The following is a 14,838-nucleotide window of genomic DNA, read 5'->3' as shown; positions in this document are numbered from 1 at the left end:
TGGTAATCGTACGCGCAGTATTGGCTGCCACGATCCGAGTGCAGCAGTACCTCGGTTTGCGGCTGTCGGCGAGCCACGGCCATCTCCAGCGCGGCGTGTACCAGAGCCTGCTGCATCCGATGGTGCATCGCCCAACCGACGACAGCACGTGAAAAAAGATCGAGCACGACGGCCAGATACAGCCAGCCTTGGGCCGTCCGCACGTAGGTCATGTCCGAGACCCAGTGCCGATTAGCGCGATCCGAGGCGAACTGGCGATCCAGGTGATTCGGGGCAATCGGCAGAGCATGACGACTGCTGGAAACCAGCCGCCAGCGCCTACGCGAACGAACGCGCAGACCGGCTTCGCGCATCAGTCGAGCCACTCGGTGTCGACCACACACATACCCCATGGCCGCCAACTCGGCCTTGATTCGGCGATGTCCATAGATTCCATTCACCTCGTGGTGGATGGCGCGGATCTCCTTGCTCAGACGCCGATTCGCCATCTCTCTCGCCGAAGGTGGCCGCTGCTGCCAGGCATAGAAGCCGCTGCGTGATACCCGCAGCAGCCGGCACATCGGTGCTACGGGATAGCGACCGGTCAGCGCCTCGATGGCGCGGAACTTCACTTCGTGGGCTGCGAGAAGATGGCGAGCGCCTTTTTTAAAACATCGCGCTCCATGGTGACCTGAGCCAGCTGCTGGCGTAGCCGGCGCAACTCAGCACTCTCGCCACGCTGCTTGCCATTGCCCGGAAAGGCATTGTCACCTTGCTGTTCGTACTGGCGCTTCCATTTGCCCAGCAGGCTTTCAGCGATGCCGAGCGTCTCGGCCACATGACGAAGCGGCGTGCCGGCAACCACCTGGTCTACCGCTTCACGTTTGAAAGATTCTGGAAAACGTCGTCTGGTCTGGGTCATGAACACTCCTTGCGGCGGACATTATCCACCTTAAGTCAGTGTCCACTCAGCCCGGGACAGACCAGATCGCACCTTGCCGCTTTTTGGAGCCATCGAAGGAACCTCTGGCCATCGCAGCCCGGTGGCCCTGGCAGATCCGCACGATCATTTCCGTATATGGGCAGCACCGAGCAGCACCTGACAACAGGAAACTACGTGCGACACCTACCCCGCCTGAAAGAACCACACAAACAAAAACGCCGCGCAAATGCGCGGCGTTTTCAGGTAAGGCAAGACTCAGATCGAGAACGACGAGCCGCAACCGCAGGTGGTGGTCGCGTTGGGGTTCTTGATCACGAAGCGTGAGCCTTCGAGGCCTTCCTGGTAATCCACTTCCGCACCGACCAGGTACTGGAAACTCATCGGGTCGACGACAAGGCTGACGCCCTCGCGTTCGACGATGGTGTCGTCGTCGGCCACTTCTTCATCGAAGGTGAAGCCGTACTGGAAGCCCGAACAACCGCCTCCCGTGACGAACACGCGCAGCTTCAGGCGCGGGTTGCCCTCTTCATCAACCAGGCTCTTCACCTTGCTGGCCGCACCCTGCGTGAACTGCATCGCAGCGGCAGGGGTGAAGGTTTCGACGCTCATGTTCTATCTCCCGGCGCCAGGCGCCCATACTGCGTGGTAGCGCTATATTATCCGCTTACCCTAGAAAATTGGTCAACTATTGAGCGTCATCCACGCTCTCGGGCAGCTCCAACGGTCTGTCATGCTCCTTGATCGGCCGCAGGCCACCTTCGACCTGAGCGCCCATGGCCATTTCCATCAGCCCATAATAGAGGTTGCCGCGAACCCGGGCCTTGGGGCCCAGCTCGACGTGCTGGCTGGCATAGACATCACCGACGATCTCGCCGTCGATCACTACATGGGGGGCGCGCACCTCGCCTTCAACCTGCCCTTCGACGCTGACCCGCACCAAACCCTGCTCGGTGAGGATGTCGCCGAGCACCTTGCCGTCGATCTGCACTGCGCCCTGAAACTCCAGGTCGCCACGAAATTGCGCACCTGCCGCGATCAGGCTGGTTTTGCCCGTGAAGCGCTGCATGTCTGCCTTGCCCTTGCCTTTATTCCACATGGCGAACCATCACCTATCCGTCAGTCCACTCGATTTGACGCTCGACGGCTTTTCCACCTTCGACATCAGCCTTGATACGTATGCGTTTGGGCACGAAGCCCTCGGGAATCCGCAGCTCACCCAACCGCCCACCGTCGGGAATCGCCTGCAGGTGCTTGAACGCGAATGGAATCGCCTTCTCGGTCGAGCCTTCCGGGAGGTCGCCACTGAGCTGAGTCAGCGGCAGGCTCTTCGCCTTGCCATTCATGCTGCCCTCCAGTTGCACGTTCAAACGCCCCTGCAGAGGTTTGTCGTCCTTGCCGATACGGCTGAGCATGAGTTTGAAACGATAGACGCCAGGCGCCTCCGCCGGGTGAATATCGAAGCTGCGGATCAGCAGTCCGTTGACCTTGCTGTCCGGGGCCAGAACCCCCTTGTAGAATGCCAGCTCCTGCTGCTGCTTGAAGTTCTGTTCTTCGAGCAACTTGATGGTCAGGCGGCTTTGCTCGTTGGACTGCTGAGCCAGTTGCTCACCACTGCTGAGTACCGCCATGCGCTGACGTAGCTCGTCCAACTCGCGGACCTGCGTCTCGACCTGCGCCTGCATCTGCTGGAATGCCAGCGCCTGCTCTTGAGTGGATCTGGCTTGCCACCAGTTGCCCCCATAGAAGGCGAGCGGCACCGCGACGAGCAACATCACCAGCGCGACCCGCAAGCGCCGTTCCTGAACCCGGTTGCTGGGGCGAACCTCCCACCCCGTCATCAGGACCGCTGCCCGGGCACGCCGTCACCGCGGTGCCGCGGTGTAATCGCAAAGGGAGCGGATGGGTGCATCGGGTGCCTCGAAACTGTTCGACGAAAAGTCCGATGATAAGGCCCACCCTGCCTGCGGCCAACCGTCTTGATGACTATTGAGATCATGGGCACTAGTATCGCAAGCCCCATCAATGAAAAGGAACGGCAATGCTTTATCTGTGGATCAAAGCCCTGCACATCGTCGCCATGGTCTGCTGGTTTGCCGGTCTGTTCTACCTGCCGCGGCTGTTCGTGTACCACGCCATGAGCGAGGACGAGCCGAGCCGTGAACGCTTCAGCACCATGGAGCGCAAGTTGTACCGGGGCATCATGACGCCGGCGATGATCGCCACCCTGGTGCTGGGTGTGGGCCTGCTGATGCTCGCGCCAGGCTGGATGAGCCAGGGCTGGATGCATGCCAAGCTCACCCTGGTGATCCTGCTGGTGGGTTACCACCATGTATGCGGCGCCATGTACAAACGCCTGGCCCGCGGCGAGAACACGCGTAGCCACGTGTTCTACCGCTGGTTCAACGAGGTGCCGGTGCTGATCCTGATCGCCATCGTCATTCTGGTCGTGGTCAGGCCATTCTGATCCACCACTGACGCGCCTGCTGGCAAGCTGAGAACCACCGCTCAGCTGCGCCGAAAACCGACCCGCCCCCACTTGCCGAACCGATGGCGGCGGGATAGGGTCGGCGACCACTTCTTTCCGTGCAGACAAGGACGCGCATGAGCCAGCCCCGCTACAAGATCGTCTTCGATGGCAGCCTGATGCCCGGCACCTCGCTGGACGAGGTCAAGGCCAACCTGACCAACCTGTTCAAAAGCGATCGCGCTCGCATCGACGCTCTGTTCGGCCGCGGCCCGGTGGCCATCAAGCGAGACCTGGAAGAAGCCCAGGCCGAACAGTACCTGAGCGCGCTGCAACGGGCTGGTGCCCGCGCTCGCAAGGAGCCGGATCTGGCCGCTGCGCTGAGCCTCGTGGAAACGGATGAAGAAAAAGCCGCCAAGGTGGAGCCAGCGGGTCAGCCGCAGACGTCCATGACATGCCCAAAGTGCGGCCACCAGCAGCTCACGGCTGCCGAATGCTCGGCCTGTGGGGTGATCATCGAGAAGTACCTGGCCCGCCAGGCAGAAGCGCCGCAAAGCCCGCCACCGCGCACGGCGTCGAGCGCTGCCGCACAGCCGCCAACCCCCTATTCGCCGCCCAAGGCGGACATCGACCCGCACGCCGGCCAGGTTGGCCAGTTGAAGATCAATTCGTTCAAAGGCCGTATCGGCAGGATGCGTTACCTGGCCTGGTCGCTGGCATTGCTGTTCATCTTCGTCGGCGTCATGGCCGGCATCTCGGCCATCACCATGGTGGCCGATACCCTTGGCAGCATCCTGTTGGTCGGCGCGGTGATCGGCATGCTGGTGATCAGCGCGCAGATCGGCGTGCAGCGTCTGCATGACATGGGCTGGTCCGGCTGGCTGTGGCTGCTCAACGTGGTGCCGATCATCAGCAGCGTGTTCTGGATCGTCATGCTGGTGGTGCCAGGCCCCGCCGGCAGCAACCGCTACGGCCCACCGCCACCGCCCAACAGCCTGGGCGTGAACCTGGTGGCAGGAATCTTCCTGATCCTGCTCATCGGTGGCCTGCTGATGATGTTCCTGAGTGGTTTTGCCATGCTGGCGATCTTCGGCGGCCTGTTCGGCGAACTGTTAAGCGGCAGTTGAGGCACCGCACCGCGAGCACTTTATTTTCCTCACCCGCGCTGCGAGTGCAGCGCTGGCTGCCTGGTTGCGGATAGGCTATACACCTGCCCGCGAAGTGCTCTGGAGAACCTCATGTCACGTTATGCCCTGGTCACGGGTGCCTCGAGCGGCATCGGCCTCGCCCTGGCCGAAGCGCTGGCTCGCCGCGGGCGTAACCTGATCCTCGTGGCGCGCAAGCGCGACGCGCTGGAAAGCATCGCCTACGAGCTGACCCAGCGCTTTTCCGTGGACGTGCTGTTTCGCGTCTGCGACCTCAGCGAGCCTCTGCAACTCTCGGGACTGCTCCATGAGTTGGAGCAGAACGGCCAGGTCATCGAATTGCTGGTGAACAATGCGGGCCTGGGCAGCGGCGGCGCGTTCGTCGCCCAGGACTGGCGACGCGAACAGCAACTGCTGGAGCTCAACGTACTGGCCCTGGCGCGCCTGTGCCACGCCATCGGCACAGTGATGGCAGCCCGCGGCCACGGGCAGATTCTCAATGTCGCCTCGGTCGCCGCGTTCCAGCCCGGCCCGTGGATGAGCAGCTATTACGCCAGCAAGGCCTATGTGCTGCATTTCTCCGAGGGTCTACGCGAGGAGCTGCGCCACCATGGCGTCAAGGTTTCGGTGCTCTGCCCCGGGCCGACCCGCAGCGCTTTCTTCCGCAATGCGCATCTCGATGCCACGGCACTGGAACGCGGCAAGCTGATGCTGAGCGCCGAGGAAGTGGCGCTGATTGCGGTGCGCGGCCTGGAGCGCAACCGCGCGATCATCGTGCCTGGTTGGCGCAACCGCCTGCTGACGATGGCGCCCCGCTTGTTTCCCCGCTGGCTGGTGCGGCGAGTAGCGGCGCGCATCAATCGCCGCTTCGGCCGCGCCTGACTCAGTTCGCGCTGACCGTCCGCCCCCGCGCCCAGGCCCTTAGCTCGGCGAGCCGTTCGGCCATGATCACCGACAACGGCGCCGTGGCCTGAATACCACGCAGCAGCGTGCCATTATCGACCGACTGCTGCTGCGCCTGGGCCGCATACAGGGCGCTCACCACCACCTGCTCGATCTCCGCGCCGGAAAAACCATCGGAGGCCGCCGCCAGTTGCACCAGGTCGAAGGCCGAAGGCTCCAGCTCGCGGCGCTGCAGGTGAATGCGAAAAATCTCCGCGCGAATCTCCGCCTCTGGCAGGTCGACGAAGAACAGCTCGTCGAAACGCCCCTTGCGCACCAGCTCCGGCGGCAGACGGTCGATCACGTTGGCGGTGGCCACCATGAATACCGATGACTTGCGCTCGGCCATCCAGGTCAGCAGCGTGCCCAGCACGCGCTGGCTGACGCCGCCGTCCTGGTCGCCGCTGGCCAGGCCCTTCTCGATCTCGTCGACCCACAGCACGCACGGCGACATCTGTTCGGCCAGCGCCAGCGCTTCACGCAGGTTGCGCTCGGTTTCACCGAAGAACTTGTTGTACAGGCAGCCGAAATCCAGGCGCAGCAAGGGCAGCCCCCAGAGCCCAGCCACCGCCTTGGCCGCCAGGCTCTTACCCGAACCCTGCACGCCGACCAGCAGCACGCCCTTGGGAATATCCACGCCTTCACCCGCGAAGAAGATACGCTGCCGCTCGCCCAGCCAGCGCTTGAGGTTGGCCAGCCCGCCGACATCGGCGAAACGCGCCGTGTCGTGTTCGTAGCTGAGCACGCCATCGAGGTCGAGCAGCTCGAACTTGGCCTTGTTCAGCTCCGGCAGATCTTCCTGAGTAATGGCGCCGTCGTCGCAGATCAGGTTGCGGGCCAGCAGCCTCGCCTCGGCGTGGCTCATGCCGCGCAGGTTCTTCACCACCTGCTGCAGGGTGCGGTTATCGGTGCGTACCCGGCGGTTGCGGTTGCGCTCGCTCCAGCGCGCCGCCTCCTCGCGCACGATGGCCAGCAGTTCGTCTTCAACCGGCAGCGCCAGGTTGAAACGCGCGGCGTAACGCTGCACTTCCGGCGGCAGCTTGCAGGCGTGGGACACCAGCACCAGGGTTGGCGCATGGACGGCATCGGCCATGGCGACCTCCTTGAGCAGGCGCACCAATTTCGGGTTGTCGGTTAGAAACGGATGCAGGTCGCACATCACGTAAAGGCTGCCCTGCTGGTCGGCCTTGATCAGCCGCAATGCCGCTTCGGGGTCGTGGCTTTCACCTTCGGCGAAGGCTTCCCCCGCGAAACCGGCACGCTGCAAGCCGTCGGTGATCGACCAGGTAAACAGGCCCAGCGCGCGACGTACCGCCAGGCCGGTGAGGGTTTCCAGCACGCGGCGCTCGTCCCAGGACTCGATCAGCACCAGCTTGACCTTGGAATCGAGCACCAGCCCCAGGTCGTGAATATCGTTCTTCACAGCAACTCCTTATGCCCAAGCGGCAGCACATGTTCCTGCCAAGCCGAGAGGTGAGCAAGTGGCGGATACACCGCAATGGACGTGCCGCACGTTTATGCGCATCCGCCGGGCGTCACGCCCGCAAACGCCATTTGCGGTAAACTGGCCGCTCATGTCATCGCCGGAGAAACCTCATGGCCAACGACCGCCATTATTCGCCCGTCGACCGCCTGCTGCTGCAAGCCGATATGGCGCTGCGCACGCTGCTGCCCTTCAGCGGCCAACCGTCTCGCCCATCCCCTGCCGTCGTCGAGCAGGAGGCCGAGCTCGATGCCAAGCAGACCCGCCATATCGCCGGGCTGATGCGCATCAACCACACCGGCGAGGTCTGCGCCCAGGCGCTGTATCAGGGCCAGGCGCTGACCGCGCGCCTGCCGCGCGTGCGCGAAGCCATGGAGCATGCGGCCGACGAGGAAATCGATCACCTGGCCTGGTGCGAGCAGCGCATCCGTCAGCTGGGCAGTCATCCCAGCGTGCTGAATCCGGTGTTCTACGGGCTTTCGTTCGGTGTAGGGGCGGTGGCGGGTCTGGTCAGCGACCGGGTCAGCCTGGGCTTCGTGGCCGCGACCGAGGATCAGGTGGTCAAGCACCTGGACGAGCATCTGGAGCAGATCCCCGAGCAGGACACCAAGTCCCGGGCCATCCTCGAACAGATGCGCAGCGATGAACTGGAGCACGCCAACAGCGCGCTGGATGCCGGCGGCGTGCGCTTTCCCGTACCGGTCAAGCTGGGCATGACGCTGCTGTCCAAGGTCATGACCAAAACCACCTACCGCATCTGACGCAAGCAATCACAGGGCGACGCAGGTCGCCCTGCTCTCTCAGGCACCCAGTTCGACGATCTCGTAATCGTGGGTGATTTCCACGCCGGCGCGGCTGAGCATGATCGACGCCGAGCAGTACTTGTCCGCCGACAGCTCCACCGCTCGCTTGACCTGGGCTTCTTTCAGGCCACGACCTTTCACCACGAAATGCAGGTGGATCTTGGTGAATACCTTGGGATCTTCGGACGCGCGCTCGGCCTCCAGAAAGGCTTCGCAGCTCTCGACCGGCTGACGGGACTTCTTGAGGATGCTCACCACGTCGAAGTTGCTGCAGCCACCCAGGCCGATCAGCAGCATTTCCATGGGGCGCACGCCCAGGTTGCGGCCGCCGCTCTCGGGTGGCCCGTCCATTACCACCGCGTGGCCGCTGCCGGACTCACCGAGAAACAGCGCTTCACCGGCCCATTGAACGCGAGCTTTCATCGTTGCCGCTCCTGCTTTTAAAAGGCCGGCAGCTTATCACAGCGCAGCTTTTGCACTGCGCACCACGGATGCTGTTAGAGTTCCGCCAAGAACGTGTAACACCTCACAAATCGGATCACCGGTAAGTATCACCGGCCATGATGATGCCGTTTTAGTGGCACAATCGCTTTCATGAGGTACGACGACGTTCCTGATCGATAAGAACAAGGTATTCATCCGGGCCGCCTTTCTTGCACCGGAGCTGGACAGCGTCACCTACTCACGCCTGTCACAGGCCTATCTTCACAAATTTGGAATCCCAGGCATGGTCGCTATCACTCTCACGCCAAAGGTCAAAAACTTCGACAAGCTGCTCGCGCATTGTCACCGTCGTCGCTACACGGCCAAAAGCACCATCATTTATGCCGGTGATCGCAGCGAAACGCTGTACTTCATCGTCAAGGGCTCGGTCACCATCCTGATCGAGGACGATGACGGCCGCGAGATGATCATCGCCTACCTCAATCCCGGCGATTTCTTCGGTGAGATGGGTCTGTTCTGCAAGGAAGGCGCCGAAAAAGAACGCAGCGCCTGGGTACGTGCGAAGACCGAGTGTGAAGTGGCCGAGCTGAGTTACGCCAAATTCCGCGAGCTGACCCAGCAGGATCCGGACATCATGTTCGCCCTGGGCTCGCAGATGGCCGAACGCCTGCGCAACACCACCCGCAAGGTCGGTGACCTGGCCTTTCTCGACGTGACCGGTCGCGTGGCGCGTACCCTGCTCGACCTGTGCAAGCAGCCCGATGCCATGACCCACCCCGACGGCATGCAGATCAAGATCACCCGCCAGGAAATCGGCCGTATCGTCGGCTGCTCGCGGGAGATGGTCGGCCGCGTACTCAAGTCCCTGGAAGAACAGGGCCTGGTGTTCGTGAAAGGCAAGACCATGGTGGTCTTCGGTACGCGCTAAAAAAACGGGGCATCGATCGCTGCCCCGTTCTTCCATCAAGCCTTGGCCGCGACCGCCAGGGCTTCGACTTCAGGCCGTTTGATCAGCGCGTAAACCACGCCGGTCACCAGGCTGCCCGCCACGATGGCCAGCAGATACAGCAGCGCATGGTTGATGGCATTGGGGATCAGCAGCACGAACAAGCCGCCATGCGGCGCCATCAGCTTGCAGCCGAAGTACATCGACAGCGCACCGGTCAGCGCGCCACCGGCAATGCTGGCCGGGATCACGCGCAACGGATCCTTGGCCGCGAACGGGATGGCTCCCTCGGAAATGAAGCACAGCCCCAGCACACCAGCGGCCTTGCCGGCCTCACGCTCGGTCTGGCTGAACTTGCGTCGGGCCAGCACGGTGGCAATGGCCATGCCGATCGGCGGCACCATGCCGGCGGCCATGGTCGCGGCCATCGGCGCGTAGCTCTGCGACGCCAGCAGACCGACCGAGAACGCATAGGCCGCCTTGTTGATCGGCCCGCCCAGATCCACGCACATCATGCCACCGAGCAGCAGCCCGAGCAGGATCGCATTGGTGGTGCCCATGTTCTGCAGAAAGGCTTCCAGGGAGGCCATGATCGCGGCCACCGGCGTGCCGACCACATAGATCATTGCCAGGCCGGTGACCAGGCTGGCGAGCAGCGGAATCAGCAGGATCGGCTTCAGCGCTTCGATGCTCTGCGGCAGGCGCAGCCAGCGGTTGAGCGCCAGGGCCAGGTAACCGGCCAGAAAGCCGGCGATGATGCCGCCCAGAAAGCCGGTGCCCAGAGCACTGGCCAGCATGCCGCCGATCATGCCGGGCGCCAGGCCTGGGCGGTCGGCGATCGAATAGGCGATGTAACCCGCCAGCACCGGAATCATCAGCGCGAACGCGGCATCGCCGCCAATCTTCATCAAGGCCGCCGGCAGGGTGCCTTCCTGCTTGAAGGCCTCGATGCCGAAGACGAACGACAGGGCGATCAACAAGCCCCCCGCCACCACCATCGGCAGCATGAAGGAAACGCCGGTCAGCAGGTGCTTGTAGGGGCCGCTCTTGGTGGCCGGCTTGCCGCTCTCGGCACTCTGCGCCTGCCCCGCGCCTTGCTGCAGCACGCCTTCTGCCAAGGCCTTCTGCAAGGTCTGCTTGGGCTGTTTGAGGGCGACGCCCGTGCCGCAGCGATAGACTTTCTTGCCGGCGAAGCGGTCGGTTTCCACTTCGATATCGGTGGCCAGCAGCACCACGTCGGCCGCCTTGATGCTCGCTTCATCGAGCAGATTGCGCGCACCGACCGACCCACGAGTTTCCACCTTCAGGTCATAGCCCAGTTGCTCGGCCGCCTGCTGCAGCGCTTCGGCGGCCATGAAGGTGTGCGCCACACCGGTCGGGCAGGCAGTGATCGCCACCAGCTTGGGCTTGCCGGACGGTGTTGCAGCGGCCGGTACCACCTGATCGAGCACCTGCGCCTGCTCGGCAGCGGTACGCAGAAATTGCTGCGGGTCGGCCAGCGCCTCGGAGGGCGTGGATTGCACCACGCGCTTGCCGACGAAGCGCTGCAGGTCCAACTCACCGGTCTTGACCACCAGCACCAGCTCCGCCGCCTCGATGGCGGCGGCGCTCAGCGGCGAGCCGATGGCCTTGGCATCATGCACCTCGACCTGGGTGGACCAACCCAGTCGCTCGGCCGCTGCCTGCAGCAGGCGGGAACACAACACGCTGGTGACCTGACCATTGGGGCAGGCGGTAACGATCAGCACATTCATTGCAGCGACCTCTAATTATTGTTTCGACGTGACAGTCACGGCCGCCTCGAGGCGGGCGAGCTGTTGCCGATCGTGAATTCCGAAACCGATTTGCGTGACCGCCTGGGCGGCGACCGCCGTTGCCAGGCGCAGGGTGCGTTCGGCCGGCCAGCCGCTCAGCAGCCCATGCAGGGTGGCGGCGAGCAGTGAATCACCGGCGCCCACGGTGCTGGCCACTTCCACACGCGGCGGCTGGGCATTGAGCACGCCGTGGGAGCCGAACCAGTCGGCGCCTTGCGAGCCGCGCGAGAGCAGCACGTGCTCGACCCCGCCGGCACGCAGCTTGTCGATGGCCGCATCGATCTGTTCGGGCGAAGCCTGCTCCAGCTCGCAAGCCTCGGCCAGCTCTTCCTCGTTGGGCTTGATCAGCCAGGGACTGGTCGCCAGACCGGCACGCAGCGCCGCGCCGCTGGTATCCAGCGCCACCGGCAGGCCGAGGGCCGTCAGGCGGCGCAGCAAGGCGGCGAACCATTCGGTGGTCACCCCGCGCGGCAGGCTGCCAGCGACAACCACCGCATCGTGGCCAGCGGCAATGTCGTCCAGTTGGGCGAGCAACTGCGCCTGATGTGCCGAATCCACCTCGGGGCCGGGCCCGTTGAGGTCGGTGATACGCCCGTCGCGCTCGGCGAGCTTGATGTTGCTGCGGGTTTCCCCCGGTACGCGCACGAAGGCATCGATAAAGCCGCGGCGGTGCATCAGGTGCTCGAACGGCGCCGCATTGGCCTGGCCGAGAAAGCCACTGACCGTGACTTTGTGGCCAAGATCGGCCAGCACCTGCGCCACGTTGAGGCCCTTGCCTGCCGCATGGCTGGTCATGCCCAGGCTGCGGTTGACGTTGCCGGCCTGCAGGGTATCCAGGCTGACGGTCAGGTCCAGCGCGGGGTTGAGGGTCAGGGTAAGAATCCGCGCCATCACTGCGCCTCCTCGACCAACGCACGCACTGCCGCGGCACTGGGCAGCAACAGCGCCTGTTGGGCCTGGGCCCTGCAATGCTGCAGATCCAGCTCGCGCACCCGCGCCTTGACCAGCGGGATGCTGCGCGCAGCCACGCTCAGCTCGTCGACGCCCAGGCCCACCAGCAGCGGCACCGCGAGCATGTCGGCGGCCAGTTCACCGCACACGCCGACCCATTTGCCTTCGGCATGGGCGGCTTCGACGGTCATGCCGATCAGGCGCAGCACCGAAGGGTGCACGCCGTCGGCCTGGGCCGAGAGCGTCGGGTGGCCACGGTCGATGGCCAACGTGTATTGCGTCAGGTCGTTGGTGCCGATGCTGAAGAAGTCCACTTCGCGGGCCAGCACGGGCGCCAGCAATGCCGCAGACGGCACCTCGATCATGATGCCCAGTTGCAGATCGCTCAGCGGAATCTCGCTGCGCAGCTTCTCGACCATTTCCCGCGCCGCACGCCATTCCTCGACCTGCCCGACCATCGGGAACATGATGCGTAGAGGGCGACCTTCAGCGGCCTGCAGCAGGGCGCGCAGCTGGGTTTCCATGATGTCCGGGCGTTGCAGGGTCAGGCGAATGCCGCGCACCCCCAGGAACGGGTTTTCCTCTTCGGGCATCGGCCAGTACGGCAGCGGCTTGTCGCCACCGACATCCAGGGTGCGCACCACCAGTGGTCGGCCCTGCAGGGCATCGAAAACGCGGCGGTACTCGGCTTCCTGGGTGGCTACGTCGGGCGCCTGGCCATGATTCATGAACACCAGCTCGGTACGCAGCAGCCCCACCGCTTCGGCGCCAAGTTCGACCGCGCCAGCCGCCTCGCCACTGGCGCCGATATTCACGGCCACCTCGACGGCATGACCGTCGCGAGTGTGCGCCGGCTGCAGGCGCTCGCCATGGGCACGCTCGCGGCGCTGCTCGCTGGCCTGCCGCTCGCGCTCGGCTTGGGCCAGGGTTGCCTGGTCCGGCTGCACCCACAACTGGCCGCGGTCGCCATCGAGCAGCAAAGCCGTACTCTGTTCCAGCAACAGCAGGCTTTCACCGGCGCCGACCACGCAGGGAATGCCCAGCGCACGGGCAATGATCGCGCTGTGGGCGGTCGCCCCGCCACGGGCAGTGACGATGCCGGCCACGCGCTGACGATCCAGGCTGGCGACATCTGACGGACCGACTTCGCCCATCACCAGAATGTAGGGCTCGACAGGTTCTTGCGGTGCTTCGACGCCGCACAGGTGAGCCAACACCCGGCGACCGACGTCACGCAAGTCGGCAGCACGCTCAGCCAGCAAGGCGTCATGCAGGGACTCCTGCTGCGCGGCGGCCGCTTCGATTTCACCGACCCAGGCGGCCTGGGCGCTGGCACCGCTGGCCAGGCGCGCGTCGACATCCTCGCGCAGCGCCGGGTCGCGGAGCATCGCCTGATGGGTCACGAAGATGTCCCTGATGCTGGCCTCGTCGCTGCGCTCGACCAGCCGCTGGATCTCACCGTCGATGTGCTGCAGCGCCTGATCCAGACGCTGGCGCTCGGCCGCCACACCCTCGCCACGTTCGGGGTAGTCGAGATTCGGCATACGTCGCACGAAGGCCGGGCCACTGGCGATACCGGGCGAGGCCGCTACGGCATGCACACGCGAACCGGCGACCGGTGCGACGACGGTTTCCTTGATAGGCGATTCGGCAACTGGCTCGGCACTGTTCTCCGCATGCTCGGGCAGCGGCTCGACGTCTTCGCCCAGGCCGGCGAGGATTGCCGCTTCGATGGCCGGCAACGCCTGCTCGGCGATGGCCGGGTCGGCGCTGAACTCCAGCACCTGGCCACGACGCGCACCGAGGGCCAGCAACTTGCTCAGGCTCTTGGCCGACACCGTGGCCGCTGAGCCATCGGCCAGGCGTACGCGAACTTCACCGTCAAAACCCTGGGCGATTTCGCTCAGGGTCTTGGCCGGGCGCGCGTGCAGACCGTGGGCATTGGCCAGGGTAATGCGCAGGCTCGGCCAGTCAGCCGGCAGCTCGGCGCCCAGCGCCTCGAGCACACCCCGGCTGCTGGTAGCCTGGGTGAGCACCTCGCCCTGCCCGGCGATCAGCAGGTCGCACAGCCGCTCAAGTACCTGGCGGTGGCCTTCACCCAGGCAAGCCAGGCAGAACAGACCGGCTACCGGCTGGTCGCCACGCTGCAACGGCTGCGCAGGGGTAACGAAGGCCAGGCCCGGGCGCTCGACGCCCTGCTCGCTGCTCAGCCACCACAAGCCATTGCCCAGCGGCAGGGGCTCGGCCTGCACCAGGCTGGCCGCGTAACCGGCGCCCGCGCAGCCGGCCTTCTTCAGCAGGCGCGCGCCCTGCCAGGTCAACTCATCGAGATCCTCGGCCTCGACGCCCAGGCCGACCAGTTGTGCATCCAGCGCCAGCTCCGGCGCCGCCCCCTGCAGCAACCCGAGAATCGCCTCGGCATCCTGGGCTTCGCGCAGCGCTTGGCTCAGGTCGCCCTCGCCCAGCGCGCGGGTGAGCAGTTGCAGCAAGTGCAGGTGCTCGTCGGAGCGGGCTGCGATAGCAATGGCCAGGTACACCCGCTGGCCATCACCCCAATCCACACCCTCGGGAAACTGGATCAGCCGCATGCCGGTCTCGAACACCTGGTCGCGGGTTTCTGGGGTGCCGTGGGGAATGGCGATGCCCTGCCCCAGGTAGGTCGAACCCTGGCGTTCACGCGCCTGCATGCCATCCAGATAGCCGGCCGCCACCAGGCCATCGGCCACCAGATTCTCGGCAAGCAGGGCCAGCGCCTGCTGCTTGTCGACGGCCTGGCGGCCCATCTGGATTTGCGAAGGGTGTAGTTCGAGCATGACGTTTCTCCTCAAGCAAGACCGGCTGCAGACGGGCTTGGCGGACATTCTTGTTAGCTTAGTCGACTCGTTTGCTGAATCGTTTCATCTAGGACTGGCACGTTACCTGAT

16 protein-coding genes are annotated in these 14,838 nt (G+C 64.5%); 5 read left to right on the top strand and 11 right to left on the bottom strand.

Going from position 1 to position 14,838, the window contains the following annotated elements; genetic code table 11:
- From BVH06_RS25550 to BVH06_RS19725, 5 genes are all read right to left on the bottom strand, one after another.
- On the bottom strand, positions 1-611 hold a 611-nt coding region (locus BVH06_RS25550), incomplete at its 3' end, for an IS3 family transposase (protein WP_139315689.1).
- Entirely contained in the window at positions 608-901 is a 294-nt protein-coding gene (locus BVH06_RS19740) for a transposase (protein WP_075935226.1), read from the bottom strand. The genes BVH06_RS25550 and BVH06_RS19740, both read right to left, overlap by 4 nt.
- Before the next feature lie 276 nt (positions 902-1,177).
- Complete coding sequence (erpA, locus tag BVH06_RS19735) at positions 1,178-1,531, bottom strand: iron-sulfur cluster insertion protein ErpA (RefSeq protein WP_013789740.1); 354 nt, start codon at positions 1,529-1,531, stop codon at positions 1,178-1,180.
- 76 nt (positions 1,532-1,607) lie between these two features.
- Positions 1,608-2,018 carry a polymer-forming cytoskeletal protein gene (locus BVH06_RS19730; RefSeq protein WP_075935225.1) on the bottom strand — a complete coding sequence of 137 codons (411 nt, stop codon included), beginning with the start codon at positions 2,016-2,018 and terminating at the stop codon, positions 1,608-1,610.
- Between the two features lie 13 nt (positions 2,019-2,031).
- Positions 2,032-2,712, bottom strand: a complete 681-nt coding sequence (locus tag BVH06_RS19725) for a DUF6776 family protein (protein WP_083652136.1) — start codon at positions 2,710-2,712, stop codon at positions 2,032-2,034.
- Positions 2,713-2,960: 248 nt separating this feature from the next.
- On the opposite strand from BVH06_RS19725, the gene hemJ reads away from it, so the two are divergent.
- The 3 genes from hemJ to BVH06_RS19710 all read left to right on the top strand — a co-directional run bounded on the left by hemJ (position 2,961) and on the right by BVH06_RS19710 (position 5,413).
- On the top strand, positions 2,961-3,386 hold the full coding sequence (gene hemJ / locus BVH06_RS19720) for a protoporphyrinogen oxidase HemJ (protein ID WP_075932182.1): 426 nt from the start codon (positions 2,961-2,963) through the stop codon (positions 3,384-3,386).
- 137 nt (positions 3,387-3,523) lie between these two features.
- The gene (locus BVH06_RS19715; protein WP_075935224.1) at positions 3,524-4,513 is read left to right on the top strand and encodes a DUF805 domain-containing protein; all 990 of its coding nucleotides are present in this window, start codon (positions 3,524-3,526) and stop codon (positions 4,511-4,513) included.
- 111 nt (positions 4,514-4,624) lie between these two features.
- Positions 4,625-5,413, top strand: coding sequence for an SDR family oxidoreductase (locus BVH06_RS19710; RefSeq protein WP_075935223.1), 789 nt, complete (start codon positions 4,625-4,627; stop codon positions 5,411-5,413).
- Position 5,414: 1 nt separating this feature from the next.
- On the opposite strand, the gene BVH06_RS19705 is transcribed toward BVH06_RS19710, so the two are convergent.
- Complete coding sequence (locus BVH06_RS19705) at positions 5,415-6,896, bottom strand: AAA family ATPase (protein WP_075935222.1); 1,482 nt, start codon at positions 6,894-6,896, stop codon at positions 5,415-5,417.
- Between the two features lie 173 nt (positions 6,897-7,069).
- On the opposite strand from BVH06_RS19705, the gene coq7 reads away from it, so the two are divergent.
- A complete protein-coding gene (gene coq7, locus BVH06_RS19700) occupies positions 7,070-7,717 on the top strand; it encodes a 2-polyprenyl-3-methyl-6-methoxy-1,4-benzoquinone monooxygenase (protein ID WP_075935221.1) in 648 nt (215 codons plus the stop codon).
- 39 nt (positions 7,718-7,756) lie between these two features.
- On the opposite strand, the gene BVH06_RS19695 is transcribed toward coq7, so the two are convergent.
- Positions 7,757-8,182: an OsmC family protein gene (locus BVH06_RS19695; RefSeq protein ID WP_075935220.1), complete on the bottom strand. Its 426-nt coding sequence runs from the start codon at positions 8,180-8,182 to the stop codon at positions 7,757-7,759.
- A gap of 36 nt (positions 8,183-8,218) precedes the next feature.
- Positions 8,219-8,398 (bottom strand): hypothetical protein, encoded by a 180-nt coding sequence (locus BVH06_RS25545; RefSeq protein ID WP_139315688.1) that lies wholly within the window; start codon positions 8,396-8,398, stop codon positions 8,219-8,221.
- A gap of 88 nt (positions 8,399-8,486) precedes the next feature.
- Here BVH06_RS25545 and crp point away from each other — a divergent pair, with 88 nt between their 5' ends.
- Positions 8,487-9,131 (top strand): cAMP-activated global transcriptional regulator CRP, encoded by a 645-nt coding sequence (gene crp / locus BVH06_RS19690; RefSeq protein WP_075932187.1) that lies wholly within the window; start codon positions 8,487-8,489, stop codon positions 9,129-9,131.
- Between the two features lie 35 nt (positions 9,132-9,166).
- Here crp and BVH06_RS19685 read toward each other — a convergent pair whose 3' ends face one another.
- The 3 genes from BVH06_RS19685 to ptsP are packed head-to-tail and all read right to left on the bottom strand — an operon-like array spanning position 9,167 to position 14,727.
- Positions 9,167-10,903 (bottom strand): PTS fructose-like transporter subunit IIB, encoded by a 1,737-nt coding sequence (locus BVH06_RS19685; RefSeq protein WP_075935219.1) that lies wholly within the window; start codon positions 10,901-10,903, stop codon positions 9,167-9,169.
- A gap of 15 nt (positions 10,904-10,918) precedes the next feature.
- Positions 10,919-11,854 (bottom strand): 1-phosphofructokinase, encoded by a 936-nt coding sequence (gene pfkB, locus BVH06_RS19680; RefSeq protein ID WP_075935218.1) that lies wholly within the window; start codon positions 11,852-11,854, stop codon positions 10,919-10,921.
- A complete protein-coding gene (ptsP, locus tag BVH06_RS19675; RefSeq protein ID WP_075935217.1) occupies positions 11,854-14,727 on the bottom strand; it encodes a phosphoenolpyruvate--protein phosphotransferase in 2,874 nt (957 codons plus the stop codon). Before ptsP ends, pfkB begins: the two co-directional genes overlap by 1 nt.
- Between the last annotated feature and the right edge of the window lie 111 nt (positions 14,728-14,838).

The organism is Pseudomonas sp. PA27(2017), assembly GCF_001945445.1.
Lineage (GTDB): Bacteria > Pseudomonadota > Gammaproteobacteria > Pseudomonadales > Pseudomonadaceae > Aquipseudomonas.
This window is presented reverse-complemented; position numbering and strand designations above follow the sequence as displayed.

Excerpts from the sequence above, each read along its gene's own strand:
- BVH06_RS19740 (WP_075935226.1), bottom strand. The coding sequence starts at position 901 with ATGACCCAGACCAGACGACGTTTTCCAGAATCTTTCAAACGTGAAGCG.
- erpA (WP_013789740.1), bottom strand. The coding sequence starts at position 1,531 with ATGAGCGTCGAAACCTTCACCCCTGCCGCTGCGATGCAGTTCACGCAG.
- BVH06_RS19730 (WP_075935225.1), bottom strand. The coding sequence starts at position 2,018 with ATGTGGAATAAAGGCAAGGGCAAGGCAGACATGCAGCGCTTCACGGGC.
- hemJ (WP_075932182.1), top strand. The coding sequence starts at position 2,961 with ATGCTTTATCTGTGGATCAAAGCCCTGCACATCGTCGCCATGGTCTGC.
- BVH06_RS19715 (WP_075935224.1), top strand. The coding sequence starts at position 3,524 with ATGAGCCAGCCCCGCTACAAGATCGTCTTCGATGGCAGCCTGATGCCC.
- BVH06_RS19710 (WP_075935223.1), top strand. The coding sequence starts at position 4,625 with ATGTCACGTTATGCCCTGGTCACGGGTGCCTCGAGCGGCATCGGCCTC.
- coq7 (WP_075935221.1), top strand. The coding sequence starts at position 7,070 with ATGGCCAACGACCGCCATTATTCGCCCGTCGACCGCCTGCTGCTGCAA.
- BVH06_RS19695 (WP_075935220.1), bottom strand. The coding sequence starts at position 8,182 with ATGAAAGCTCGCGTTCAATGGGCCGGTGAAGCGCTGTTTCTCGGTGAG.
- BVH06_RS25545 (WP_139315688.1), bottom strand. The coding sequence starts at position 8,398 with ATGAATACCTTGTTCTTATCGATCAGGAACGTCGTCGTACCTCATGAA.
- crp (WP_075932187.1), top strand. The coding sequence starts at position 8,487 with ATGGTCGCTATCACTCTCACGCCAAAGGTCAAAAACTTCGACAAGCTG.
- BVH06_RS19685 (WP_075935219.1), bottom strand. The coding sequence starts at position 10,903 with ATGAATGTGCTGATCGTTACCGCCTGCCCCAATGGTCAGGTCACCAGC.
- pfkB (WP_075935218.1), bottom strand. The coding sequence starts at position 11,854 with ATGGCGCGGATTCTTACCCTGACCCTCAACCCCGCGCTGGACCTGACC.
- ptsP (WP_075935217.1), bottom strand. The coding sequence starts at position 14,727 with ATGCTCGAACTACACCCTTCGCAAATCCAGATGGGCCGCCAGGCCGTC.